We start from the raw sequence: 25,604 nt of genomic DNA on the forward strand, positions 1-25,604 counted from the left end.
GCACCATCAACTCCCGATCGGATATTCGACGGCCACGCGGATCTGGCGGGCGTCGAGTTCGGCCTGCGCCTTGTTGCTGCGGTGCTCGCCATAGCGCAGCAGCAAGGCCAGTCCCTTGGCCGATCCGGCCTGCACCGTGTAGCGCAGCCAGAGGTCGCGCTCCCAGTGCCGGCCGTCCTTGCCGTAGCCCAGCCAGGCATAGCCGCCGCGGGCGGGCACGCGGCTGCCGTCGATGCCGCTGCCGCGGATGTAGGCGGCGCCCATCGCGAGTCCCGGCGCGCCCCAGCTTGCGGCATCGACTTCGTAGCGCAGCTGCCACGATTGCTCGTGCGGCGCATTGAAGTCGGACAGCTGCGCGGCATTGCCGAGCCAGATGGCACCGCGCGTCAGGTAGTCGAAGGGCGTGTCGCCGTCCACCTTCTGCCAGCCCACGCCCAGGCGGTGGGGGCCGTGCGTGTAGGTGGCCATGAGGCTCGCGGTGGTGTTGTCGATCGGGCCGGCCAGCGCGCGGCCGGTGTCCTTGCTGTGATAGAGCTGCAGGTCGAAGGCCAGGGCGCGCTTCGCGCCGAGCGGCACCGCGTAGGAGGCACCGAGGTAGCCGGTGCGCCAGGTGTCCTTCAGCCGCCCGAGGTAGGCCGAGAGCGAAAGCGCGGGCGCCGCCTTCCACGTGGCGCCGGCAAAGTCGAAGGCATCGCCGCGCGGCGACTTCGGGTCGAGGTAGTTGACGACCAGCGGATTGGCGGTGCCGCGCGCGTTGCGGTCGGCCGAGCCGGTGAAATGGCCGGCCTGCAGCGTGAGCTTGTCGATCTCGTGGCTCGTGAGCAGCCAGCCGCGCATGGTCTCGGGCAAGAGGCGCGTGTCGGAGGAACTGAAGATCGGCGCCTTGGCGCGCTGCTCGCCCACCTTGAGGACCGTGGAGGAGATGCGCACCTTCAGCGCCGCGCCGCCGCGCGCAATGCCGTCCTGTGCGTAGCCCTGGCGGTCCACCGGCAGCATGCGGACCTTGCCGACGCGCAGGTCGTCGCCCGAGAGCTTGTGCGCAAAGTAGGCGTGCGCATCGGCGCCGAAGCCGACCACGCCGCGCGTGAAGCCCGACTCCACCGCGCCCATGAGGCCGTAGCCCCATTCCTGCGCGTAGTCGCTGCGCCTGGCCCTGGGCAGCACGGCATTGCGTCCGCCGTTGCTCCTGCCGCCGTCCAGGTAGTCGCGGCGTTCAAGGACGGTGCGGTTCAGCAGGCTCCATCGCGTGTCTTCGACGAAGCCTCCGGTGGCTTCGGCAACCGGGGCTTCGGCACCGGCCGCGGCACCGCCGAGCATCATCAGTGCGGCGCCCCAGCAGCGTCGCCCGGCCCTCGGGAAACGCCGGCACGGGGCCGGACGGGCGGCAGGGAATGCCGATTGCGTGCGGATCATGTCCTGCCCCTCCTCATTCCGGCGCATGCGCGAGCCGGAACGACAGCGTGGCCAGGTGCTCGACCTTGTCGGTGGCGGCGGGATCGTCCGCGGGCGCATCGAGCCTGGCGGCGATCACGTTGAGTCCCTGGTTGCGCACCGGCAGCGTGACCGTGCCGTCGGCGGCGGTCAGCACCGCTTCGCCATCGGGGTCGTTGACGAAGTCGGCCAGCACCGGCACGCCGGCAGCGGGCTCGCCGCGGTAGAGCACGCGCAGGCGCAGCGGTTCGCCGCGCATCGCGGGCAGCGCGGCATCGACCGGCACGATCTGCAGCGCATGGCCAGGCAGCCCTCCAAGCGGCCGGCCCAGCGGCGCGCGCAGATGCACCGCGTATTTGAAGTTGTGGCCGCTGGCCGAGGCGCCCGGCACCTCGCCCCTGGGTTTCTTGAACCACTGCCCGTTGGCTGCCTTGGTCCAGATGCCGTTGTCCAGCACGGCAGCGACGATGGCGGGCTGCTCGCGCAGGTCGACCAGCGCGAGCTTGCCGGCCGCTTCGAGCGCGGTCTGCACCGGGCGGCCCGCCGCGTCGTAGCCGGCCACCGCCTTGATGAGCGGCAGGCGCTTGGCGGCGTCGAGGTCGTCGCCGCCCTCGCCGTAGATCAGCGCCAGGTCGCCCGAGCGCTGGGCAAACCAGATGCCGTGGGCCTGGGCCGCGGCCGATGCGGCCCACAGCAGCGAAGCCGCGACGGCGCCGCGCAGCATGGGGTTGTGAAGAAGGAATGCCATGGCCATCACAGGTACTTGAGCCAGGCGATGTCGCGGCGCCGCGCCTTCAGGCCGGCGAAGGCGCGCACCGCGGGGTACAGCGCAACGGCCAGCACGGCCGCGGCGGCCCACACCATCCACATCGCATCGAAACCGAAGAGCGCCCCGTGGTTCCGGCCCCAGGCCGCTTCGGCGCCGAGATAGAGGAACTTGAGCACGTACAGGTGCAGCACGTAGAAGAACATGGGCGCGGCACCGAACACGGCCAGCGGCGCCAGCCATGCCGCACCCTGCCGGCGCTCGAACGCGCGCAGCAGCAGCAGGCCGATGCCGAGCGTCAGCGCAATGAACAGCAGCGAGGGCGGGTACTTGGTGATGTTGAGAAAGCCCATCCAGCTGGCCAGGGCGGTGTCGCCGGCCGTCCAGGGCTTGTCGCCATACACGTCGAGCAGCCGCAGCAGCACGAAGCCGGCCAGCAGCCCCGCGCCCCAGCCCAGCTGCCGCCGCTGGCGCTGCGCGGCATCGGCGCCGGCCGCGAACCATGGCCCGGCGGCGTAGCCCAGCGCGATCACGCCGATCCATGGAAGCAGCGGATAGGAGGTGCGCAGCTTCAGTGCAGCACCGGGCAGTTCGATCCAGCCCCGGTCATGCAGGATGGCCCAGGGCACGTGCAGTGCATGGCCCACGGGAAAGTGCAGGCCGTCGAGCAGGTTGTGCCCCGCGACCAGCACGATGCCCAGCACGATGAGCACCTTGCGCGGCAGCCATACCAGCGCCGCCAGCGCCAGCATCGACAGGCCGATGATCCAGATCACCTGCAGGAACACCTTGGCCGGCGGGAACTGGAAGGTCCATGCGAAGTTGATGACCGTGACCTCCAGCAGCACGAGGAACAGGCCGCGCTTCCACAGGAAGGAGGAAGCCGCCGCGCGGCCGCCGGGCTGCTTCGCGGCATAGAGAAAGGCCGACAGCCCGGTCAGGAACACGAACACCGGCGCGCACAGGTGGGCCAGCAGGCGGCTGAAGAACAGCTCGGACGGCGTCTCGGCCGCGACCATCGGGTCGGGCACCTGGTGGTGCAGGTAGAAAGTCTCGCGCACGTGGTCCAGCAGCATGAACAGGATCACGAGGCCGCGCAGGGCATCGATGGAAAGCAGCCGGGCGCGGGCCGGCATGGAAGGAGGCGGGATTTCAGGCATGGTGTTATCGGGAATGAATTCCCAATAATGTAGCGTACCGGAAATTCCGCGCCGGCTATTCCCCGAGCAGCTCCCCGATCGGCTGCAGGTCTTCGACCCGGTCGCAGATCGACTTGATCACCATGGTGATCGGAATGCCCAGCAGCAGCCCCCACACGCCCCAGAGCCAGCCCCAGAAGATCACGCCCACGAACACGGCCACCGGGTTCATGCGGCTGGTGCGGCTGGTGAGCCAGGGCATCAGCAGGTTGCCCACCAGCGTGTGGATGGCAAGCGACACGCCGCCCACCAGGATGCCCATCTCCAGGCTGTTGAACTGCAGGAAGGCCACCAGCCCGGCGGCCACCATGACGATCACCGAGCCGACGTAGGGAATGAGGTTGGTCACGGCCGCGATGATTCCCCACACGGCGGCGCTCTCGACCCCGATGGCCCAGAAGGCGAGGCCCGTGGTCACGCCCACCAGCGCGCTGATCAGGATCTGCACCAGCAGGTAGCGCTCGATGTTGCGGGTGATGTCGTCGAGCACGTGCACCGTGACCTTCTTCTTCTGCAGGCTCGGACCGGTGATCTTGATCAGCTTGCGCCGGAAGGTGTCGCCGGAGCACAGCGCGAAGTAGGTCAGGAAGGCGACCAGCGTGAGCTGCCCGATCGCCTCGAGCAGGCCGACGGTGCCGCTCAGCAGGTAGTCGCGCACGTTGAAGGACGGCCGCTCGATCACCACGCGCGCAACGCCCTTGCGGGCCGCGACGCGCGCGGAGTTTTCCTCGGCCGCCTTCTCGAGCTGCGCGGCCGCCTGCTGCACGCTTTCGAGCGGCGTGGCGTTGGCGCTCCTGCTCCGGCGCATGGCCTGCCCCAGTTTCTGGGCCGCGATGGGCAGCGATTCGGCCAGTTGCGTGGCATTGCCCGAAAGCGAATAGCCGGTCCAGCCCAGGCCGCCGAACAGGCCGACGAGGATCAGCGCGGCGGCGATCCAGCGCGGCAGCCACAGGCGGTGCAGCCGCTCGACCAGCGGCGACAGCGCGTAGGTCAGCAGCAGGCTCAGCATCAGCGGGATGAAGACGGCCTGGCCCCATCGCAGCGCGAAGACGCTGGCCAGCACGGCCAGCACCACCAGCGAGGCGCTGCGCACGTCGACCGGCATGTGCAGCAGCAGGCGTTCGGGCTCCGGCCGCAGCTCGGGCGGCACGGCTTCGGGCGGGGACTCCAGCACGGGTTCGGGCGGCACCTCGGCCGGGGGCTCCGCCGGCGATGGCGGCGGCTCCGGGGGCGGCTGCGCGGCCGGGGCATCGCCGGCCGGTTTGTGGTCATCTGTCATCGCGCTTCCTTCAGCACTTCGCGCACTGCAGCCAATTGTCGCCGCGACACCGCCACGGGTTCGGGAATCGCGTCGAGCCGCAGGGCCCAGCCTTCGGCGTCTTCCCCGTCGTCGTATTTCTCGAGCGCACGGATGGCCGAGCGCGCCACCAGCGCATTGCGGTGCACGCGCAGGAAGCGGGTGGGATAGCGCTCCTCGAATTCGTTCAGCGAGCCATCCAGGATGTGGCTGCGCGTGGCGGTGCGCACCGTGAGGTACTTGTACTCGGACTTCAGGTAGAGCACCTCCGACAGCGGGACCCGCTCGGCGCGGCCGCGGTCCTGGATGAGCACGCTTTCCTGCAGCGCGTCGGCCTGCAGCGCGCGCCGCTCCTTCAAAAAACGCTCGGCCTTCTGCAGCGCCTGCTGGAGCCGCTCGGCGCGCACCGGCTTGGTCAGGTAGTCGACCGCATCGAGGTCGAAGGCGGTCACGGCATGCGCCGCGTGGGCGGTGACGAACACCACCGCCGGCGCGTCGGCCCGCCCGCGCAGGGCGCGCGCCACCTCGATGCCGTCGATGCCGGGCATGTGGACGTCGAGCAGCACCAGGTCCAGCGCCATGCCCGCGAGATGCTGCTGCGCCTCGGCGCCCTGGGCGGCCTCGGCCACCACTTCGGCGGCGGGCGAGCGGCAGTCGCGCAGCAGCGTGCGCAGGCGCGAGCGGGCCAGGGCTTCGTCGTCAACGATCAGGGTCTTGAGGGTCATGATTCGGCGGGAATGGCAATGCGCACGCGGTAGTTCTTCTGGTCCATGCCGGCGCTGAACTGCATCTGCATGTCGTGCAAGAGCCGCAGCCGGTCGCGCACGTTGGCCAGCGCAATGCCATGGCCGCGCGGCAGGGGCTCGTCGGCCCAGCGCAAGGGCGGCAGGCTGTTGACCACCTCGATCACCACCACGCTGCCGCGGCGCTCGGTGCGGATGCGCAGCTTGGCGCCCTCGGGGCTGGGCTCCACGCCGTGCTTGATGGCGTTTTCGACCAGCGGCTGCAGCAGCAATGGCGGCAGCCGCGCGCTGCTGGCCGCGGCATCGAGGTCCCAGCGGATGCGCAGCCGGTCGCCGAAGCGCACCTGCTCGATGGCCAGGTAGCGCTCGGCCAGCGCGATCTCGTCGGCCAGCGTGCCCGATTCGCCCGGATCGGCCAGCGCCTGGCGGAACAGCTCGGCCAGGTCTTCGAGCATGGTCTCGGCCTTGGCGGGTTCTTCCCGCACCAGCGCAATGGCGCTGTTGAGCGTGTTGAACAGGAAGTGGGGGCGGATGCGCGACTGCAGCTCTTCCAGCCGGGCCGTCATGGCGGCCGGCGTCTGGCCGCGCGCGCGCAGCACCATCGCCGCCATCACCATGCCCGCGACGAAGGCGCCCGCCACGGCGCTCGCGAGCCAGGGCGCCGTGCCCAGCACGCCGGTCAGCCGCAACAGGCCGCAGCCATAGAGCGAGGAAACGGCACCCAGCGCGGCGCCGGCCGCGTACTGCGCCTGGCGCGGCAGGCGCCCGAGCGGCTTCTTGAGCCCGCAGGCCGCCACCAGCCACAGCAGCGTGGCGGGCAGCGCGCCGCCCGTGACGGTGGCGGTCTGCACCAGCCATTCCCCGGGGGAGGAGGACACGAACAGCGTGGCGGTCGCCACCAGCGCCTCCACGAACAGCACCGCGCGCAGCACCACCCCGATCTGGCAGGCGTCGAACAGCCCCGGGCTGCCGCGCGCGGCCAAACGCCCTCTTTCCGGCGGGGCCGGGGGCGTGGGGGTGGAGGTGGCCGATAAAATCGCCGGATTGCGCATCACTGATACATCGGGTAACCAACCCATTATTGCCTCTACCACGGCTCCCATGACTCAAAACCAACTCGACAAGAAATCCGAAGCCTGGTCGGCCCTGTTCTCCGAACCCATGAGCGACCTCGTGAAGCGCTACACCGCGAGCGTCTTCTTCGACAAGCGCCTGTGGCAGGCCGACATCGAGGGTTCCCTGGCACATGCCGGCATGCTGGCCGCGCAGGGCATCATCGGCAAGCAGGACCACGCCGAGATCGAGCGTGGGATGGCGCAGATCCGCGCTGAAATCGAATCGGGCGCCTTCGAGTGGAAACTCGACCTGGAAGACGTGCACCTGAACATCGAGGCCCGGCTGACCCAGTTGGTGGGCGACGCCGGCAAGCGCCTGCACACCGGCCGCAGCCGCAACGACCAGGTCGCCACCGACGTGCGCCTGTGGCTGCGCGGCGAGATCGACCTGATTGCCGAGCTGCTGGTGGCGCTGCAGGTGTCGCTGGTGGACATCGCCGAGAAGAACGTCGAGGTCATCCTGCCCGGCTTCACGCACCTGCAGGTGGCGCAGCCGGTGAGCTTTGGCCACCACATGCTGGCCTACGTGGAAATGTTCAGCCGCGACGCCGAGCGCCTGCAGGACGTGCGCAAGCGCGTCAACCGCCTGCCGCTGGGCGCCGCGGCGCTGGCCGGCACCAGCTACCCGCTCGACCGCGAGCTGGTCGCCAGAACGCTGAAGATGGACGGCGTCTGCCAGAACAGCCTGGACGCCGTGAGCGACCGCGACTTTGCGATCGAGTTCACCGCCGCGGCCAGCCTGTGCATGGTGCACGTGAGCCGCATGAGCGAGGAACTGATCCTGTGGATGAGCCAGAACTTCGGCTTCATCCAGATTGCCGACCGCTTCACCACCGGCTCTTCGATCATGCCGCAGAAGAAGAACCCCGACGTGCCCGAACTCGCGCGCGGCAAGACCGGCCGCGTGGTCGGCCACCTGATGGCGCTCATCACCTTGATGAAGGGCCAGCCGCTGGCCTACAACAAGGACAACCAGGAAGACAAGGAGCCGCTGTTCGACACCGTCGACACGCTCAAGGACACGCTGCGGATCTTTGCCGAGATGATCGGCGGCATCACCGTGAAGCCCGAGGCCATGGAAGCCGCCGCGCTGCGCGGCTACGCCACCGCCACCGACCTGGCCGACTACCTCGTGAAGAAGGGCCTGCCCTTCCGCGACGCGCACGAAACCGTGGCCCACGCCGTGAAGGCCGCCACTTCGCACAAGGTCGACCTCGCGGAGCTGCCGCTGGCCGTGCTGCAGCAGTTCAACCCGAACATCGAGAAAGACGTGTACGACGTGCTGAGCCTGCGCGGCTCGCTCAATGCGCGCAACATCCTCGGCGGCACCGCGCCGGCGCAGGTCAGGGCGCAGATCGCGCGCCACCGGGCCCGGCTGGCCTGACGCCCAAGGCCCCGCTTGTTCTACGCCATCCCGCTCGAGAACAAACCGAGCTGGCGCAATCCACCGTGGATGACGGTGCTGCTGATCCTCGTGAACATGATCGTGTTCTGGGGGCCGCAGCGCAGCGAGGAAAAGGCCGAGGAGCGCGCGGCCCGCTACTACGTGAACAGCGTGCTGCCCGAGCTGGAGCTGCCGCCCTTCGTGGAGTGGCTCGAGAAGACGGACCCCAGGCGCGGCAAGCAGGCGCGGCGCATGCTGCCGCACGAGGAAACCCATCCGCAGCTGCTGGACAGCCTGCAGAACGACAGCAAATTCCTGCAGAAGCTGCAGGCCGGCGAGGTCATCACGCCCGCGAACCCGCGCCATGCCGAATGGAAGCGCGACCGCCAGCAGTACGAGGCGATGCGGCCGGCGTCCTTCACCCAGCGCTGGTCGCTCGACCATGACAAGGGCGCCGAGCCCAAGCCCTGGACCTGGATCACCGCGGCCTTCCTGCACGCCGACACCGGCCACCTTCTGGGCAACATGCTGTTCCTCTTCCTGTTCGGCTTCTCGGTCGAACTGGCGCTGGGGCGCGGCACCTACCTGGCCTTCTACCTGCTCGGCGCCGTCGGCTCTTCGCTGTTGTCTGGCTGGGCCTATGCCGGCAACGGCGGCCACGGCCTTGGCGCCTCGGGTGCGATCTCGGCGCTGATGGGCATGTACGCCGTGATGTACCGGCTGCGGCGCATCCGGTTCTTCTACCAGCTCTTCTTCTATTTCAACTACGTCACGGCGCCTGCCCTCCTGCTGCTGCCGGCCTGGATCGCCAACGAGCTGATGCAGCAATGGTGGGGTGACCAGAGCGTCGGCTACATGGCACACCTGGGCGGCCTCCTGACGGGCGCCGCGCTGATGGCCGGTGCCATGTGGCTGGGCCGCGTGAAGGCGCCCGAGACCGTGAAATCGGAAATGGCGACCGACGACGACCGCTTCGAACAGCACGTGGCCGCCGCGCGCAAGCTGTCGGCGGCAATGAAGTTCGAGCCCGCCTGCGCCGAGTGGCGCGCCGCCGCCGCCTTGCGCCCCGGCGACACCGACACGCTGCGCGCCTGGTTCAACACCGCGCGGCTGCAGCCCGCGGGCGAAGATTTCCACCAGGCCGCGCGCCGCATCTTCCGCCTCCCCGCCACCGACCCCGACACCCTGGCCCTGCAGCACGCCAGCTACACCACCTACCTCGACCAAGCGAAGCCCGGCGCGCGCCTGAAGGCCGACGACATGGCCCGCCTGGCGCGCCGCTTCACGCGCGTGCGCCAGTTCCAGGACGCCGACAAGCTGTGCCGCGTGCTGCTGAAGACCGCGCCCGACCATCCGGAGCTGGCCGACACGCTGTCGGTCTGCGCCAACGGCCTGCTGCATGCCGGCGAGCGCGACATGGCCGTCGGCTGGCTGCCGCACCTGCTGCGGATCGCGCCCAACGACATGGTGACGCGCGCCCTCGAGCGCGCCTGACCGCGGCTGGAGATCAGGCCGCGGGCCGCAGCAGCCAGCGCACTTCCTGCGTCTGCTCGCTGTCCGGAAAACGAGATTCGAGCGTCGCCAGGATCGGCTGCGCCATGTCGGCGCGGCCGAGCCCCTGCACCAGCACCCGGGCTGCCAGTTCGTAGGCCTGCGGAATGGCTGCATGGCCGCGAAAGCGCCGGTCGAAACCCGACAGCAGCGCCAGCGCCGCATGCGCATCGCCATTGCGCCATTCGGCCTTGGCCAGCGTCATGACGGTGGGGGCGTCGTCGAGCGCGAAGGCCTTGTCCTTTTCGCGGCAGGCCTTGAAGACCTTGAGCGCCTCGGATGCCAGGTCGCGCCGCAGCAGCAGCGGAATGAAGCGGCGCGCCTGGTCGAGCAGCGTGGACGCCTTCTCGGGCGCGAGCAGCAGCACGCGGTGGTAGCGGCGCTGCGCCGCCAGGTCGTCGGCCGCCGCCACGCGCTGCGCCTCGTAGGCGACGCCAAGCGCACCGGCCACGTCGCCGTCGGTGATGAGCTGCGCCACTTCGGCATCGGTGCGCTGCGCGGCGATCTGCTCGGGCGTGCGGCGGTCCACCGGCGCGCCGCCGTCCACGCCGCCGCCGGGCAGGAGGTCGATGCCGAAGGCGTCGTGGTGCTGGTACATCACGTAGCCCAGCAGGCTCGCCATCACCCAGCCGAAGTAGATGAACGCGAAATTGGCGATCGGCAGCATGATGAGGCCGTCGATCATCGGCAGCAGCATGCCGATGGCAATCTGCGCACCCGCGCTCAGCAGGAACAGGAAGAAGCACAGCAGCGCATAGGGCCAGCCGATGATGCGCATCGCATCCATCACGTAGCCGGGGTTCATGGCCTGGAAGAAGCTGCCCGACTGCACCAGCACGATCACCGCGGCCGGAAAGGTGAACGACACCACGAACACCGCGACCGTGCCCAGCACCGGTTCGTACCAGGCGAGCCAGCCGATCAGCGCGCCCTGCACCACCGAAATGGCAAACAGCTTCCAGGGCAGGTTGACCCAGTCTTCGTTCAGCTCGCGCGGAAAATCGGCCGAGCGCCAGATGCCGCGCGATCCGAGCGCCGTGACCTTGAAGCCGTAGCGGCTGGCCGCCAGCACGATGCCCAGCTCGATCACGACCAGCGACAGGCCGGGATGCAGGAAAGGAATGGCCTCGAACAGCAGGCTGCAGAACGCGAGCACCAGGCCGTACATGAACGGCCGCAGCTGGAACGGAAACGCGAAGAAGCTGTTGAGGCGGTGCCAGAAAGGCGGCGGGGGCGGGAGCGATTCCTTGATGCGCATGATGGCGTTGCCTGCGGCTACTTGAAGAAGTCGCTCTGGCTCATGGCGCCGCGCCCGCCCAGGCGCACTACCGTGACGCCGTCGCCGTGCACGAGCCGCATCTGGCCCAGTTCGCGCTCCAGCCGCTGCGTGAAGCTGCTCTTGAACTGCATGGCCGCCTCGCCCATCTTCAGCACGCTGGTGCCTTCGACGGTGGCGCTCTTGCGGTCGCTTGCCACGTCGATGCTGTCGATGTGGTACTCGTACTCGATGGTGAGCATGCCGCCCATGCGCTCGCCCACCGACTCGAACATCTTGAAGGACTTGCGGATGCCGTCGCAGGCCTGCTCGCGGTCGCTGGTGGTCTCCTGCGTGCGGCCCATCATGATCGTCTTGTTCTGGATCACGGCCTTCTTGCTGAGCTGCTTGCACAGCTGCTCGGCATCGCGCGAGTAGATGGCGTGCGCCTCTTTCTCGTAGTACTTGCGCACCATGGCCTCGTCGAGCTTGCGCCCGCCGATGAAAAAGTACCACGCGCCCACGCAGAGCGCGACGACGATCGCTATTTGCTTCATTTCCCCGCCCGCACGCCCGTGCGCCCCGCTCCGATTTTGCGGGGCAGTATACGTTGCGGGATGTTTCTTGAGGGGCTTCGGGCGGGGACCGGATGGCTGCGCTCCATGCCCCACAATCCGCAGATACGATCTGATCAGCGTTCCGCCTTTCCGATGCCTTCGATGAAAACCGCGCTGGCCGCCGCGCTGCTGCTGACAACCGCACTCGCCTCGCAGGCCCAGAACCACAATGCCGTGCTGCCCTACGAGTCGCTGGACGGCACGGCGGCCGATGCGGCCGCCTCCTCCTCCGAATACCTGGCGGCCAAGGCGCGCTGGCACAACGAACTGGCCGCCTTCTTCCGGGCCGACCAGCAGCAGTTCCCGGCGCCCGGCGGCGTGGTGTTCGTGGGCAGCTCCACCGTGCGCATGTGGAAAAGCCTCGCGCAGGATTTCCGCCAGGTGCCCGGCATCGTCAACCGCGGCTTCGGCGGCTCGACCCTGGCCGACTGCAGCCTGTTCGCGCGCGACCTGGTGGTGCGCTACCGGCCGCGGCAGGTGCTGGTGTACGCCGGCGACAACGACCTGGCCGAGGGCCGCACGCCGCTGCAGGTGCTCGAGAGCTTTGCGCGCTTTGCCAATGCGGTGCGTGCGGAGCTGCCGAACACGCGCATCAGCTTCATCTCGATCAAGCCGAGCCCTTCGCGCGAGCACCTGATGCCGCAGATACGCGAAACCAACAACGTGATCTCGGCCTATCTCAACCGGCTGCCCGACAGCGAATACATCGACGTCTTCACGCCCATGCTCGGCGCCGACGGCCGGCCGCGGCCGGAGCTGTTCAGGAGCGACCGGCTGCACATGACCGACGAGGGCTACCGGCTCTGGCAGTCGGTCATCGCGGGGCACTTGCCAGGGGCCGCGCCGGCACCCGTGCCGGTCGCGGCGCCCGCAGCGGCGCTGCCCTGAGCGGCGCTCCCGGCCGGGCTCAGGCCCGCACCGTCTCCCCCGGCACGTCTTCCGCCGGCGGCGGCAGGTCGGCCCCGCGCGTGAAGCGCGCCACCGCGTACATGCCCGCGAACACCGCCAGCAGCAGCAGGCCGTCGCCCCACCAGGGCCGGGCGGTCTGGCTGTCGCCGTAGAAGGCCAGCACCAGCAGCACCGCCACCAGGTGCGCGCAGAACACCGGCAGCGAGGCCGCGCCCATGGCCTCGAGCCAGTGCAGGCGCGGAATCCTGCGCATGAGCCCGGGCCCGAAGCGCACCGCCAGGATGCCCAGCGCCACCAGGTTCACGAGGCGCAGCGGCCCGAGCTGCCACTTGTCGAACAGCAGGTTCATCTCCACGTCGCCGCCGAACGGCGCCTGGCCATTGATGCCGTGGTGGCGCCACCAGAAGCCGTAGAGCGCAATGGCCAGCGCGGGCACCCACAGCCAGGCCGGAAAGCGCAGCGGCCGCGCGCCGGGCAGGTTGCGGCTGGCGCCGAGGCACAGGCCGGCAAACCACAGGAACTGCCAGGCGTAGCTGTTGAAGGCGCCCATCTCGTGGAATGGCACCGGCAGGCCGAGGTAGTTCACCGCCAGCCCGTAGATCCATTCGCTCAAGTCGAACTGCGCGAGCGCCCACAGGGTGACGCTGGCGGCCATCACCAGCGTCCAGCCGTGGCGCATGGCAAAGGCCAGCACCCAGGGGCTCATCAGCATGAAGAAGATGTACATCGGCAGGATGTCGAGCAGCGCGGGCTCGTAGATCAGCAGCAGCCCGAAGAGAAAGCCGTCGCGCGGCTCGGCCAGGTAGTAGGACACCAGGTTCTTCACCGCGGGCTGGTCGATATGCAGCCCGAGCGCGGCAATCACGGTGAACAGGAACAGCAGGATCGCCGCCTGGCACAGGTAGACCTTGAGCACGCGCCGCCAGAAGGCCTGGCGCATCGGGTCGACGCCGCGCACGTAGCCGATGCGGCTGTAGACCAGCCCGGCCACGAAGGCCGACAGCAGCACGAAGCCTTCGGCGGCCGAGACGAAGCCGAAGGGCTGGCCCAGCGGGTCGGTCAGGCGGGTGGGCAGATGGGTGACGGTCATCAGCACGAGCATCAGCCCGCGCAAGGCGTCTATTTCCCAGTAGCGTTTCATCGGTCGGCGGCGAGGTCTTGGTGGCGGTCCGCGCGGCGCACGCACGACAGTGCCGATTGTATGAAGAGCGGCCAAGGCATATGACGACTGGCACTGCCGGAGCGCCATTCAAATCGGCTACGCTGCGCGCTGCTTCCAGGTGGAGAAAAAATTGAAAAGAACCATTCCAGCATTGCTTCTGGCCGGCAGCGCCTTGCTCGCCGTCCCGGCCCTCGCCCTCCAGATCACCAGCCTGACGCCGCAGGGCGAAGTGGCACGCGTGCGCCAGGTGGTCGCCAAGTTCGACCAGCCGGCCGTCAACTTCGGCGACCCGAAGGCGCCCGCGCCGCTCGCCGTGAGCTGCACCGACGCGCAGGCCGGCAAGGGCACCGGCCGCTGGACCGATGCAAAAGCCTGGGTCTACGATTTCGAGAACGACCTGCCGCCCGGCGTGCGCTGCACCGTCACGCGGATTGCCGGCTTCAAGCCCGCCTCGGGCGGGGAGCTGACCGGGCCGGAACGCTATCAATTCAATAGCGGCGGACCGTTCGTGCGCAACCACATGCCGGGCAGCTATGGGCGAATCGACGAGCAGCAGATGTTCGTGCTCGAGCTCAATGGCGCCGCCACCGTGGAGAGCGTGCGCCAGAACGTCTGGTGCGCGGCCGACGGCCTCGGCGAGCGCATTCCCGTGCGGCTGCTCGAAGGCGAGCAGCGTGCCGGGCTCCTCAAGGCCTTCGGCCGCGAGGCGGAAGCCGCCAAGGACCCGCTGCGCTTCATCGCGCTGCAATGCAACCGCACGCTCACGCCGGGCAGCAAGGTGCAGATCGTCTACGGCAAGGGCGTGGCCACGCCCTCGGGCGTGGCCAACAACGTGGAGCGCCGCCTGAGCTTCCAGGTGCGCGAGCCGTTCGCCGTGTCTTTCAGCTGCGAGCGCGAGAACGCCCAGGCCGCCTGCCTGCCGCTGCGGCCGATGCAGCTGCAGTTCAATGCGCCGGTCACGCGCAAGATGGCCTCGCAGATCCAGCTCAAGGGCGGCGGCAAGTCGATTGCCGCCACGCTCGAGAACGACGGCGGCACGCCGAGCGAAGACGACGTCGTCAGCGCCGCGAGCTTCAGCCCGCCGTTCGCCGAGGACACCAAGTTCAGCATCGAGCTGCCCGCCAAGTTCGAAGACGCCTCGGGCCGGCCGCTGGCCTCGCCCGGCAGCTTTCCGCTGAAGGTGGCCACCGGCGCGATGCCGCCGCTGGCCAAGTTCGCGGCCTCGCCCTTCGGCGTGGTCGAGCGGCTGGCCGAGCCCGGCACGCCGGCCATGATGCCGGTGACCGTGCGGCGCGTGGAACCCGCGCTGATGGTGCAGGCGCTGACGCCCGGCAAGGTCAGCGACATGAACCCGAAGACCGACGCCGAGATCATCGCGTGGTTCCGCAAGGTGCGCCGCTACGACGAATACACCGTGAGCCGCGAACAGGCGCGCAAGGACATCAAGGGCGCGCTGCCCGCCGTCATCGAAAACAGCGAGCGCAGCCGCGTGCAAAGCCGCATGCTGTCGCTTCTGGCGGGCCAGCCGGGCGTGAAGGCGCTCGACATGCCCAAGGCCGAGAGCGGCGATCCGCGGCCGTTCGAGGTCATCGGCATTCCGCTGACGCCGGGCTTCCACGTGCTCGAGATCGCTTCGCAAAAGCTCGGCGACGCGCTGCTCGACGAGCGCTACGGCGCCAGCCGCACGATGTACGTGCGCACCACCGCGTTGGCCACCAACCTGGCGGTGCACTTCAAGCTCGGCCGCGAGAACTCGATGGCCTGGGTCACCACGCTCGACAAGGGCAAGGTGGTGCCGAATGCCGAGGTGCGCGTGTCCGACTGCCGCGGCGTTGCCGTCGCCTCGGGCACCACCGACGCCAACGGCATCGTCAACCTCACGGGCATCGCGCCCGATGCGCCCAACTGCAACGGCCCGGACGAATACAACGCGGGTGCCTGGTTCGTCAGCGCCCGCGCCAAGGACGACAAGGGCGTGGAAGACCTCGCCTTCACCTGGAGCGACTGGCAGCGCGGCATCGAGCCCTGGCGCTTCAACGTGCCCACCAGCCTGCAGGCCGAGCCCGACCGCGTGGCCCACACCATCTTCGACCGCACCCTGCTGCGCGCCGGCGAAACGGTGTCGATGAAGCACCTGATCCGCACCCAGACCAGCAAGGGCTTCGGCCTGCCCGAGAACCGGCCCGACACGCTGGTCATCACCCACACCGGCAGCGGCCAGCGCTTCACGCAGCCGCTGGCCTGGCGCAAGACGCCGACTGGCGGCCTGAGCGCGGAGAACAGCTTTGCCATTCCGCCGGCCGCCAAGCTCGGCCTGTACGAAGTGATGCTGCGCAGCGGCAAGGGCAAGGACGCGAACGGCAGCAGCTCAGAGGAAGAAGTCGAAGTCGACGACGACGGCGGCTTCAACCGCAGCTTCGCCACCGGCCAGTTCCGCGTCGAGGAATTCCGCCTGCCCGTGCTCGAAGGCCGCATCGCGCCCACCGACAAGAAGCCGCTGGTGAGCGTGGCCTCGGTGCCGGCCGAGGTGCAGATCAACTACGTGGCCGGCGGCGGCGCTGCCAACCTGCCGGTGCGCGTGTCGGCCATGGTGCGCGGCAAGAGCCTCGGCTTTGCCGACCACGAGGCCTTCAGCTTCAGCCCGCCGCGCGTGCAGGCCGACAGCTCGCAGGCACCCGCCGCGGCGGCGGCCGACACCGCGGGCGCCGAGGAAGACATCAACAGCGCCAGCGACACCCGCGTGATCGCCGACAAGCTGCCGCTCACGCTCAACAAGGATGGCACCGGCAAGCTCACGATCGACAAGGTGCCCAAGGTCAAGGCCGCGCGCGAGCTGCTGCTCGAAGCCACCTATGCCGACCCGAACGGCGAGGTGCAGACCATCCGCAGCACGCAGACGCTGTGGCCCGCCTCGGTGATCGCCGGCATCAAGACCGAAGGCTGGGTCTCGACCAGCCAGAAGCTCAAGTACCAGGCGCTCGCGCTCGACCTCTCGGGCAAGCCGCAGGCCGGCGTCACCCTCAACGTGCGCGCCGTGGCGCGCATCACCACCACCAGCCGCAAGCGCATGGTGGGCGGCTTCTACACCTACGACAACAAGACCGAGACGAAAGACATCGGCACCGTCTGCAGCGGCAAGAGCGACGCGCGCGGCCTGCTGCTGTGCGAGTCCGAGCTCAAGGAAGCCGGCGAGGTCGAGCTGGTGGCCAGCGCCACCGACAGCGAAGGCCGCGACAGCCGCGCCGCCAGCTCGGTGTACGTGACGAAGCAGGGCGAACTCTGGTTCGGCGGCGAGGACAACGACCGCATCGACGTGCTGCCCGAGAAGAAGAGCTACCAGCCCGGCGAGATTGCCAAGTTCCAGGTGAGGAGCCCCTTCCGCTTTGCCACTGCGCTGGTGTCGGTGGAACGCGAGGGCATCATCGAGACCCACGTGGTGCAGCTCGACGGCAAGGACCCGACCGTGAGCCTGCAGGTCAGGCCCGAATGGGGGCCGAACGCCTACGTGAGCGTGCTCGCGCTGCGCGGCCGGCTGCGCGAAGTGCCGTGGTACAGCTTCTTCACCTGGGGCTTCAAGGCGCCGCGCGAATGGTGGACCGCCTTCTGGTACGAAGGCAAGGAATACGTCGCGCCCACCGCAATGGTCGACCTCAGCAAGCCCGCCTATCGCCTCGGCATGGCCGAGATCCGCGTCGGCACGCGCGCGCACCAGATCGACGTGACCGTCACCAGCGACAAGCCCAGCTACCCGGTGCGCAGCAAGGCGCAGATCACCATCTCCGCCAAGCTGCCCGACGGCAAGCCCGCGGCGGGCGCCGAAGTGGCGCTGGCCGCGGTCGACCAGGCGCTGCTCGAGCTGATGCCCAACGACAGCTGGAACCTGCTCAACGCGATGCTGCAGCGGCGCAGCTGGGGCGTTTCCACCTCCACCGCGCAGATGGAAATCGTCGGCCGGCGCCACTACGGGCGCAAGGCCGTGCCCGCGGGCGGCGGCGGCGGCAAGGGCCAGACGCGCGAGCTGCTCGACACCCTCCTGCTGTGGAACCCGAAGGTGGTGCTCGATGCCAACGGCCAGGCCGTGGTGACGGTGCCGCTCAACGATGCATTGACCACGTTCAAGATCGTGGCCGTGGCCGACTCGGGCACCAGCCTGTTCGGCACCGGCCAGGCCAGCATCCAGGCCACGCAGGACCTGCAGATCATCAGCGGCCTGCCGCCGCTGGTGCGCGAGGACGACCAGTTCCGCGCCCAGATCACGCTGCGCAACACCACGCAAAAGCCGATGAAGGTGGAGGCTGCGCCGCGCGCCACGCTGCTCACGCTCCCGCCGCAGACGGTGGACATCCCGGCCGGCGAAGCGCGCGAAGTCGCATGGACCGTGACCGCGCCCGCGCAGCTCGCGCAGACGCGCGCCGAAGCCATCCTGTGGGAGATCGAGGCCAAGGACACCCTCGGCGGCGCGCGCGATGCGCTCAAGGTGCGCCAGCGCATCATCCCGTCGGTGCCGCTCACGGTGCAGCAGGCCACGCTGGTGCAGCTCGACGGCCCCTTCACCATCGACGTGGCGCCGCCCGCCGACGCCCTGCCCGGCCGCGGCGGCCTGAAGCTGTCGCTGCAACCCAAGCTGGCCGAGGGCCTGCCGGGCGTGCGCGACTGGTTCGCCAACTACCCGTTCATCTGCCTCGAGCAGAAGACCAGCAAGTCGGTCGGCCTGCGCGACGCGAAGATGTGGCAGGGCGTGATGGCCCAGTTGCCGACCTACCTCGACAGCGACGGCCTGGCCAGCTACTTTCCGCCGCGCGACGGCGAATCGAACCGCGGCAGCGACATCCTCACTTCCTACCTCTTGGCGGCCACGCACGAGGCGGCGGCGCTGAACCCCGCCTTCGCGCTGCCCGACGCGGCGCGCGCGCCGATGGAGTCGGGCCTCATCGCCTTTGTCGAAGGCCGCATCCAGCGCGAGTTCTGGAGCCCGCGCAAGGACCTGGACGTGCGCAAGCTCGCCGCGCTCGAGGCCCTGTCGCGCTACGGCACGGCCAAGGGCAGCATGCTCGGCAGCATCACCATCGCGCCGAACCAATGGCCCACCAGCGCGGTGATCGACTGGCTCAACATCCTCAAGCGCGTGCAGGACGTGCCGCAGCGGCAGCAGCGGCTGGAGGAGGCCAACAACGTGCTCAAGGCGCGCCTGTCCTACCAGGGCACCAAGCTCATCTTCAGCACCGAGCAGGACGACTACTGGTGGTGGCTCATGACCAACGGCGACGTCAACACCGCGCGCCTCCTGCTCAGCGTGATGGACGACCCGGCCTGGAAGGACGACATCGGCAAACTGGCCAACGGCTTCATCGGCCGCCAGCAGAACGGCGCCTGGCACACCACCACCGCCAACCTGTGGGGCGGGCTCGCGCTCGAGAAGTTCTCCAAGGTGTTCGAGAGCACGCCGGTGGCCGGCGTCACGGCCGCCACGCTCGGCGCCGTGAAGGCGCAGGTCGACTGGCGCAGCGTCGAGCGCGTGAAGACCACCGACGCGGCCGGCGCGCCCAACCAGAGCACCTTCTTCGGCGCGCCCGCGTCGCCCGGCAACCTGAAGAACAACAGCATGTTCCTGCCCTGGGCCGCATCGCCCGCGGGCACGCCGGTGCGCGACACGCTGCTGGTCACGCAGCAGGGCAGCGGCAAGCCCTGGCTCACGATGCAGTCGATTGCCGCGGTGCAATTGAAGGCGCCGTTCGCCGCGGGCTATGCGATCAAGAAGACCATCACGCCGGTCGAGCAGGCCACCGCGGGCAAGTACACGCGCGGCGACGTGCTGCGCGTGACCGTCGAGGTGAACGCCAGCACCGACATGACCTGGGTGGTGGTGAGCGACCCGATCCCGGGCGGCGCCACCATCCTGGGCACGGGCCTCGGCCGCGACTCGCAGATCGCCACGCAGGGCGAGCGCAAGTCGGGCGCCGGCTGGCTGGCCTTCGAGGAGCGCAGCTTCGAGGCCTTCCGCAGCTACTACGAGTACCTGCCCAAGGGCGTGGTGAAGATCGAATACACCGTGCGCCTCAACAATGTGGGCGACTTCGCGCTGCCGCCGAGCCGCGTCGAGGCGATGTACGCGCCCGAGATGTTCGGCGAGACGCCGAATGCGCGCGTGAAGGTGGAGGCGGCGAAGTAAGAAAAGAAGTGGCGGGGCCTGCTTATGCCGGCCCCGCCGCCGCAAGCGCCGCTTCGTACACCGCCAGGTCCGCGTCCGAGAAGCAGCAGAACGTGGTCTCCTGCACGCTGGCACTCGCGGCCAGCGCCGATCGGACCGTGGCCACCGCAATGGGCGCCGCGAGCTCGATCGGGTAGCCGTAGATGCCCGTGCTGATCGAGGGGAACGCGATGCTGCGAACGCCGTGCTGCCCGGCGATTTCCATCGACTTCCGGTAGCACGAGGCCAAGAGCTCCGGCTCGCCGCTCGCACCGCCGCGCCAGACCGGCCCGACGGTGTGGATGACGAAGCGGGCCGGCAGCCGGTAGCCCCGGGTCAGCTTGGCGTCGCCGGTCTTGCAGCCCGACAGCAGGCGGCATTCATGCAGGAGCTCGGGCCCCGCGGCGCGGTGGATGGCGCCATCGACGCCGCCTCCGCCGAGCAGCGAGGAATTGGCCGCATTGACGATGGCATCGACCTGCAGCGTGGTGATGTCGCCGCGGATGGCACGAAGCGCTTTCTGCATGATCCAGGACAGATTAGGCGACCGGCGCGGTGAATGCAATCAGCTTGCCCATGTTGGCGACGAAGCTCGCGACCGTGATGCCCTGCGGCTGCTCCTTCTTGACGTAGGGCTCGATCAGCGGCGGGTCCGCCGGGTCGTAGGGCGAGGTGTCGAACACGTCGCCCACATGCTTGCTGCGGTAGGCATCGCCCGTGTACGGCGTGGAAGGCCCGTCGCCCTTGTAGGGGTTGGTCACGGCCGCCAGCGGCGCGAGCCAATAGCCCTTGGGGTCGAGCTTGTCCATCACCGCCGCGGCATCGGCGGCGCTCACCACGGGGCTGGTCATCACGCGGTCGGCGAACAGGTCGGCAAAGTCCACCTCGCGCAGCGAAAAGTACTTGGGCAGCGGCCGCTGCTCGCCGTGGCGCAGCGGAGAAGCCGCCACCATCTGCTGGATGGCGGTGTCGCTCATGCCGTTGAGCTGGGCGTAGGTCTGGCGCATGCCGGCAATGTCGATGGCGCGGCCGGCCGAGTAGTGGCTGGGCGTTGCGCGGTGGTCGTGGTCGACGTAGTAGGCGCCGTTGTGGATGTTCGAACCGTAGCGGTGCACGAAGCGCGGCTGGTTGGTGCCGAGCTCCACGAAAGTGGGATGCGTGCGGCCCTTGAGCAGCGGATTCTCCGCAATCATGGTGTCGGTGAGCTTGCAGCTGTCCAGCCAGTCGAGCGCCTCGGGCACGCGCGCCAGGTAGCCGCGGTCGCCCGTCAGGCGGAAATAGTTGAACAGCTGCTGCACGTTGGTCTGCGTCGTGTGCGTGGCCAGCGACCGCGGCTCGTAGCTGCGCGCGCCGGCGGGCGCCCCGGCCAGGCGGCCGTTCTGGTCCGTGGCCAGGTGCTGCAGGCCCCAGCCGGCCTGCGGCCCGGGCTGCTGCATGCGGCGCAGGCAGTCCATTGCGCGGGTGATGTACGGCACCAGGCTCTGGTCGCCCAGCGCCACCACGCACATCAGCAGGAACTTGATGTTCTCGCCCGCCACGTCGTCGTTGAAGGTGACGTGGCGCGTGTAGTCGCCGTCTTCCATGCCCGCGGTCGCGCCCGAAGGCAGCTGCTGCGGGTTGGGCAGCGGCATCGACGAGATCGCATCGGGCGAGGGCGGATAGCGCTGCGGCCAGCCGCCGTCGGCCACGCCGGAGCTGAACTGCGCCTGCGTGACGAAGCCGATGGCCTTCTGCAGCGCCGCCAGGAAGCGCGCATCGCGCTTTTCCAGGTACATGCGCAAGAGGAACTGCGACGACACCGCCGTGCCCGCATCGTCGAAGGTGGCGTTGCCGTAGTAGTGCTGGAACTCCTCGAGCCGCCAGCCATTGGCGCCCACGGTGGCGTACCACTCGCGCAGCGAGGCTTCGCCGGCAAAGTCGTGGATGTAGTTCCAGCCGCCTGCCGGATGCTGCGCCTCGACCAGCGCGAGCGCGGTGCGCTCGGCGGCGCTGTAGAAGAGTTCGTCGCCCGTGGCATGGTAGGCATCGAGCATGCAATGGCCGGCGGTCGGCGTGCCGGGCGGCTGGATCCAGCACATGGTGCGGCGCGCCTCCATTTCGCCCCAGATGGTGGAGAAGTCGGGCAGGTAGGCCCAGACGTAGCCGCCGCGATAGGACACCGTCTCGTCCATGAAGCCCGCGGCGCGCCGCATCGCCTTGCGCGCCAGTGCCTCGGTGCTCGGCGGAGGTTCGGGCGCGGGTGCCGGCGGCGGCACCGGGAACGGCGGAAAGCCGGGGCCGTCTCCCCCGCCGCCGCACGCGCTCAGCGCCAAGGGAGAAAGTGTCGAAATGACGAAGTTCCTGCGTTTCATCTTTTGTCTCCAGTTAGGCAGCGGTTGAGCCGCCTTGGTACTTTTCAACTCATACGATGTCCGATGAGTCGCTGGAATTCTGCCATTTTCGATGGTTTTCGAATCCAGTTGTACGACAACTAAAGATGCAAGAACGCCGACTTTTTTGTGTTGAATCGTTCGTTTCATGGCCGAGCGGAGCGCCCGGCGGCTCGGGCACTGCGCATGTGCCCGGTGCTGCTCAGCCTCAGCGGTAGAACGCCTCGACCCTGCCCTTGAGCTTGAGCAGCAGCGGCTTGCCCTTGCGGTCCACCGTCTTGCCCGCGGGCACCTTGATCCAGCCTTCGCTGATGCAGTACTCCTCCACGTCGAGGCGTTCCTTGTCGTTGAAGCGGATGCCGATGTCGTGCTCGAAGACAGCCGCCACGTGGTGGGGGCTGCGCGGGTCGGTGGACAGGTGGTCGGGAAGAGGGGGAAGAGAATTGGCTTCGGTCATGCCGCGGATGATATGGCCTCTGCCCCGCGCCCCCGGGGCCGCACCTACCGCCGCGTCTTCTTCTTCGCCATGCGGGCCGCCGGCTTGGGCCCAACGCCCAGCGAGGCGCGCGCGAGCGCATCGGCCTCGTGGTTGCGGTGCCGCGGCACCCAGCGCAGGCTCGCCTCCTCGAACGAGCCGAGCAAGGCGCGGGCGTCCTCGAACAACCCGGCCATGCGCGCGATCGGCCGGGCGCCGGGCGCACCGAGCTGCTCGACGAGGATGCTGTTGTCGGTATAGGCCAGCACCGCGGTCGCGCCCCTGGCCTTGAGGTCCTCGAGCGCGAGGGTCAGCGCCCTGAGTTCGGCTTCGTTGTTGCAGCCCGTCGCATGGCTGGCCAGCGAGAGGGTGTGGCGGGTGCCGTCGGGCTCGGTGATGACCGCGCCGGCGCCCATGCGGCCGGGGTTCGGCATCGCGCTGCCGTCGCAGTACACGGTCCAGTGGGGGAGTTGCATCGGCTGCGTCGATTCAGCAGTTGTTGCGCTTGATGCCCGCGAGGTTCTGGCAGGGCCGCTGGCCCGGAGGCGGTCCCGGATCCTGCGGGCGCGGAGGCCGTGGCGGGCGAACAATCGGGCGGCCGGGGTCGTAGTACGGGTCGGGCCCCCAGCTATAGACCGGCGGCGATTCGGGCGCGGGGCGCTGCGGCTCGCCGACGTTGCGCGGAATGATGGCCGGGCCCTGCGGCGCGTTGCTGGCCGCGGGCGGCGGCGGTGGTGGTGGCGGCGTGTATGCCGGCCGGCGCGCTTCTTCGGGGGAAGCGGGCGGCGTCACCGTCAGCGGTTCGGTGATGGGCACCTGGCGCGAGAGCCGGCTGCCGGCGGGGCAAGGGCCGTCGGTGTAGACGATGCCTCCGCCCGCATCGGTGCAGCGCACCACCTCGGCCGCCTGCGCACCCATGGCCGCGGCGGCCGCGCCGAAGAAGAAGACCGGAATGAACAGAACCGATGTGCGCATCATGCGACCTCCGCCGTTGGCAGCCGAAGACGACAGTGTCTCCCCTGCCCTGCATTCTGGCCGGGTTTCTACAATCGAAGGTTGTCCGCTCCTTCCTCCAACCGCACCAGGCCATGACCGTATACAACCCGCGCCACCAGCCCACGCGCGTGGCCGACCTGCACCGCTTCGACACCCTCATCGACGCGCGCTCGCCCTCCGAATTCGCGCTCGACCATATTCCCGGCGCCATCAACTGCCCGGTGCTCGACGACGAGGAGCGCCGCATCGTCGGCACCATCTACAAGCAGACCGGCGCCTTCGAGGCGCGGCGCGTGGGCGGCGCCATGGTGGCCGCCAACCTCGCGCAGCACCTGCGCGAACGCTTTGCCGAGCAGCCCGCCAACTGGCGCCCGCTCGTGTATTGCTGGCGCGGGGGCTTGCGCAGCGGCTCGATGGTGACCTGGCTGCGCCTGGTCGGCTGGGACGCGCAGCAGCTCGCCGGCGGCTACAAGAGCTATCGCCAGCACGTGCTGGCGCAGATCGAGGCCACGGTGCCCAAGCTCCGGCTCAAGGTGATCTGCGGCGCCACCGGCAGCGCCAAGACGCGCGTCCTGCAGGCGCTGGCCGCGCGCGGCGAACAGGTGCTCGACCTGGAGCACTGCGCGAGCCACAAGGGTTCGCTGCTGGGCGCCCTGCCCGGCGTGCCGCAGCCTTCGCAAAAGCAGTTCGAGACGCGCATCGCCACCTGCTTCGATGCGCTCGATGTGTCGCGCACGCTCTACGTGGAAGGCGAAAGCGCGCGCATCGGCCGGCTCTCGGTGCCCATCCCGCTGGTCGCGCACATGCGCGCGGCCGACTGCATCGAGGTGCAGGCCGACGCGGCCGCGCGGCTCGACTACCTGCTGCGCGACTACGCCTACCTGGGCGACGACCGCGCCGCGCTGGCGGGCCAGCTCGACAGGCTCAAGGAAATGCAGGGCAAGGCCGTGGTGCAGCGCTGGCAGGAATGGGCGCTCGCGGGCAACCTGCCGCAGCTCTTTGCCGAACTGATGGCGCTTCACTACGATCCGCACTACGAACGCTCGCAGGCGCGCCATTTCGAGAAGTGGCCGCTGCGCCAGCAGGTGGCGGCGCCCGACCTGACCGACGCGGGCATCGACACGGTGGCGGAGGCCATCCTGCGGTTGAACGCCGCAGGGTAGCGGGCACATTCACGGCAACGGCAAGGCAGGCTCATGACACTCGAATGGCGCGATTCGCTCGAAGGCCTCGACTGGGACGAACTCTCGCGGCTCTACCAGGCCGCACCGCTGGGCAACAAGCAGCCGGACGGCCTGAAGCTCGTGTTCGGCAACAGCATGTTCAAGTGCCTGGTGTTCGACGCGGGCCGGCTCGTCGGGGCGGGCCGCGCGATGGCCGACGGGCTCGACTGCTCCTACATCTGCGACGTGGCGGTGCACCCGAGCCACCAGGGCACCGGCCTGGGCAGGCAGATCGTCTCGCGGCTGCTGGAGCTCTCGCGCGGACACCGCAAGATCATTCTCTATGCGGTGGCCGGCAAGGAGCCCTTCTACGAGAAGCTCGGCTTCAGGCGCATGAAGACCGCGATGGCGATCTTCGAGAACCAGGCGCAGGCGGCCGAGCGCGGGCTGATCGAGTGAACCATTCCGTCGTCGCCACCGAAGAGCACCACTTCGAAAGCCTGCACCAGGCGCTCGACGTGGTGGCGCGGGAACGGAAGTACCTTGCGCTCATGCAGGCGCCGCCCTGGGAACAATCGCTGGCCTTCTACCGCAGCGTGCTGGCGGCGGGCTTCCCCCATTTCGTGGCGGTGAATGGCAGCGGCAAGGTGGTGGGCTGGTGCGACGTGTCGCCGGTCTTCGGCCACTCGCGGGCCCACATCGGCCTGCTCGGCATCGCGCTGCTGCCCGAGGCACGCGGGCTCGGACTCGGCGCCAAGCTGCTGCAGGCGGCCATCGACAGGTCATGGGCGCGCGGCCTCACCCGCATCGAGCTTGCCGTCCGCGCGGACAACCTGAATGCGAAGGCGTTGTACGAACGGTTCGGCTTCGAGCACGAAGGCCTGCTGCGCCGCGCAAGCCTGGTCGACGGCACCTACCACGACGCCCACGCGATGGCGTTGCTTCGCTAGACTGAAGCATCCACTGCATGCAACCGGAGAGCGCC

General features: G+C 69.1%; 21 protein-coding genes. 7 read left to right on the forward strand and 14 right to left on the reverse strand.

Annotated elements, in window-relative coordinates; all coding sequences use genetic code 11:
• Positions 1–6: 6 nt before the first annotated feature.
• The 6 genes from VPA02S_RS06025 to VPA02S_RS06050 all read right to left on the reverse strand — a co-directional run bounded on the left by VPA02S_RS06025 (position 7) and on the right by VPA02S_RS06050 (position 6,488).
• Entirely contained in the window at positions 7–1,413 is a 1,407-nt protein-coding gene (locus tag VPA02S_RS06025) for an OprD family porin (RefSeq protein WP_244883388.1), read from the reverse strand.
• Positions 1,414–1,426: 13 nt separating this feature from the next.
• A complete protein-coding gene (locus VPA02S_RS06030) occupies positions 1,427–2,179 on the reverse strand; it encodes a DUF4198 domain-containing protein (protein WP_062364426.1) in 753 nt (250 codons plus the stop codon).
• Positions 2,180–2,184: 5 nt separating this feature from the next.
• Entirely contained in the window at positions 2,185–3,333 is a 1,149-nt protein-coding gene (locus tag VPA02S_RS06035) for an acetyltransferase domain-containing protein (RefSeq protein WP_062362820.1), read from the reverse strand.
• Between the two features lie 79 nt (positions 3,334–3,412).
• On the reverse strand, positions 3,413–4,675 hold the full coding sequence (locus tag VPA02S_RS06040) for an AI-2E family transporter (RefSeq protein ID WP_012746511.1): 1,263 nt from the start codon (positions 4,673–4,675) through the stop codon (positions 3,413–3,415).
• On the reverse strand, positions 4,672–5,418 hold the full coding sequence (locus VPA02S_RS06045; RefSeq protein ID WP_012746510.1) for a LytR/AlgR family response regulator transcription factor: 747 nt from the start codon (positions 5,416–5,418) through the stop codon (positions 4,672–4,674). Before VPA02S_RS06045 ends, VPA02S_RS06040 begins: the two co-directional genes overlap by 4 nt.
• Positions 5,415–6,488, reverse strand: coding sequence for a sensor histidine kinase (locus VPA02S_RS06050; RefSeq protein WP_062362823.1), 1,074 nt, complete (start codon positions 6,486–6,488; stop codon positions 5,415–5,417). The genes VPA02S_RS06045 and VPA02S_RS06050 overlap by 4 nt, the downstream gene beginning before the upstream one ends.
• A gap of 49 nt (positions 6,489–6,537) precedes the next feature.
• Between VPA02S_RS06050 and argH the strand changes: the two genes are divergently transcribed.
• Together argH and VPA02S_RS06060 are read left to right on the forward strand one after the other, a co-directional pair.
• Positions 6,538–7,935, forward strand: a complete 1,398-nt coding sequence (gene argH, locus VPA02S_RS06055; protein WP_062362826.1) for an argininosuccinate lyase — start codon at positions 6,538–6,540, stop codon at positions 7,933–7,935.
• A 15-nt stretch (positions 7,936–7,950) separates the two neighbouring features.
• Positions 7,951–9,429, forward strand: coding sequence for a rhomboid family intramembrane serine protease (locus VPA02S_RS06060; RefSeq protein ID WP_062362829.1), 1,479 nt, complete (start codon positions 7,951–7,953; stop codon positions 9,427–9,429).
• 13 nt (positions 9,430–9,442) lie between these two features.
• Here VPA02S_RS06060 and VPA02S_RS06065 read toward each other — a convergent pair whose 3' ends face one another.
• Together VPA02S_RS06065 and VPA02S_RS06070 are read right to left on the reverse strand one after the other, a co-directional pair.
• Positions 9,443–10,744 carry a tetratricopeptide repeat protein gene (locus VPA02S_RS06065; RefSeq protein WP_081247503.1) on the reverse strand — a complete coding sequence of 434 codons (1,302 nt, stop codon included), beginning with the start codon at positions 10,742–10,744 and terminating at the stop codon, positions 9,443–9,445.
• Between the two features lie 17 nt (positions 10,745–10,761).
• On the reverse strand, positions 10,762–11,298 hold the full coding sequence (locus VPA02S_RS06070) for a hypothetical protein (protein WP_012746505.1): 537 nt from the start codon (positions 11,296–11,298) through the stop codon (positions 10,762–10,764).
• Between the two features lie 162 nt (positions 11,299–11,460).
• Between VPA02S_RS06070 and VPA02S_RS06075 the strand changes: the two genes are divergently transcribed.
• On the forward strand, positions 11,461–12,246 hold the full coding sequence (locus tag VPA02S_RS06075; RefSeq protein ID WP_062364430.1) for an SGNH/GDSL hydrolase family protein: 786 nt from the start codon (positions 11,461–11,463) through the stop codon (positions 12,244–12,246).
• 19 nt (positions 12,247–12,265) lie between these two features.
• Here the strand turns inward: VPA02S_RS06075 and opgC are convergent, their stop codons facing one another.
• Positions 12,266–13,408, reverse strand: a complete 1,143-nt coding sequence (gene opgC / locus VPA02S_RS06080) for an OpgC domain-containing protein (protein ID WP_062362832.1) — start codon at positions 13,406–13,408, stop codon at positions 12,266–12,268.
• Positions 13,409–13,559: 151 nt separating this feature from the next.
• Between opgC and VPA02S_RS06085 the strand changes: the two genes are divergently transcribed.
• Entirely contained in the window at positions 13,560–19,598 is a 6,039-nt protein-coding gene (locus tag VPA02S_RS06085) for an alpha-2-macroglobulin family protein (RefSeq protein ID WP_062362836.1), read from the forward strand.
• A gap of 22 nt (positions 19,599–19,620) precedes the next feature.
• Here VPA02S_RS06085 and VPA02S_RS06090 read toward each other — a convergent pair whose 3' ends face one another.
• The 5 genes from VPA02S_RS06090 to VPA02S_RS06110 form a co-directional block, all read right to left on the reverse strand.
• On the reverse strand, positions 19,621–20,142 hold the full coding sequence (locus VPA02S_RS06090; protein ID WP_062362839.1) for an O-acetyl-ADP-ribose deacetylase: 522 nt from the start codon (positions 20,140–20,142) through the stop codon (positions 19,621–19,623).
• Between the two features lie 13 nt (positions 20,143–20,155).
• Positions 20,156–21,967 carry a pectate lyase gene (locus VPA02S_RS06095; RefSeq protein WP_062362841.1) on the reverse strand — a complete coding sequence of 604 codons (1,812 nt, stop codon included), beginning with the start codon at positions 21,965–21,967 and terminating at the stop codon, positions 20,156–20,158.
• Between the two features lie 226 nt (positions 21,968–22,193).
• Positions 22,194–22,442 (reverse strand): DUF3297 family protein, encoded by a 249-nt coding sequence (locus tag VPA02S_RS06100; RefSeq protein ID WP_062362845.1) that lies wholly within the window; start codon positions 22,440–22,442, stop codon positions 22,194–22,196.
• 44 nt (positions 22,443–22,486) lie between these two features.
• Positions 22,487–22,936 (reverse strand): ribonuclease HI family protein, encoded by a 450-nt coding sequence (locus VPA02S_RS06105; protein ID WP_062362848.1) that lies wholly within the window; start codon positions 22,934–22,936, stop codon positions 22,487–22,489.
• A gap of 13 nt (positions 22,937–22,949) precedes the next feature.
• Positions 22,950–23,435 carry a DUF4124 domain-containing protein gene (locus VPA02S_RS06110; RefSeq protein ID WP_162269813.1) on the reverse strand — a complete coding sequence of 162 codons (486 nt, stop codon included), beginning with the start codon at positions 23,433–23,435 and terminating at the stop codon, positions 22,950–22,952.
• Positions 23,436–23,548: 113 nt separating this feature from the next.
• Here VPA02S_RS06110 and mnmH point away from each other — a divergent pair, with 113 nt between their 5' ends.
• The 3 genes from mnmH to VPA02S_RS06125 are packed head-to-tail and all read left to right on the forward strand — an operon-like array spanning position 23,549 to position 25,569.
• Complete coding sequence (mnmH, locus tag VPA02S_RS06115) at positions 23,549–24,619, forward strand: tRNA 2-selenouridine(34) synthase MnmH (protein ID WP_062362853.1); 1,071 nt, start codon at positions 23,549–23,551, stop codon at positions 24,617–24,619.
• Between the two features lie 33 nt (positions 24,620–24,652).
• Positions 24,653–25,078, forward strand: coding sequence for a GNAT family N-acetyltransferase (locus VPA02S_RS06120; RefSeq protein WP_062362856.1), 426 nt, complete (start codon positions 24,653–24,655; stop codon positions 25,076–25,078).
• The gene (locus VPA02S_RS06125) at positions 25,075–25,569 is read left to right on the forward strand and encodes a GNAT family N-acetyltransferase (RefSeq protein WP_062362858.1); all 495 of its coding nucleotides are present in this window, start codon (positions 25,075–25,077) and stop codon (positions 25,567–25,569) included. Before VPA02S_RS06120 ends, VPA02S_RS06125 begins: the two co-directional genes overlap by 4 nt.
• Positions 25,570–25,604: the final 35 nt, after the last annotated feature.

Source organism: Variovorax paradoxus NBRC 15149, assembly GCF_001591365.1.
Classification (GTDB): Bacteria; Pseudomonadota; Gammaproteobacteria; order Burkholderiales; family Burkholderiaceae_C; genus Variovorax; species Variovorax paradoxus.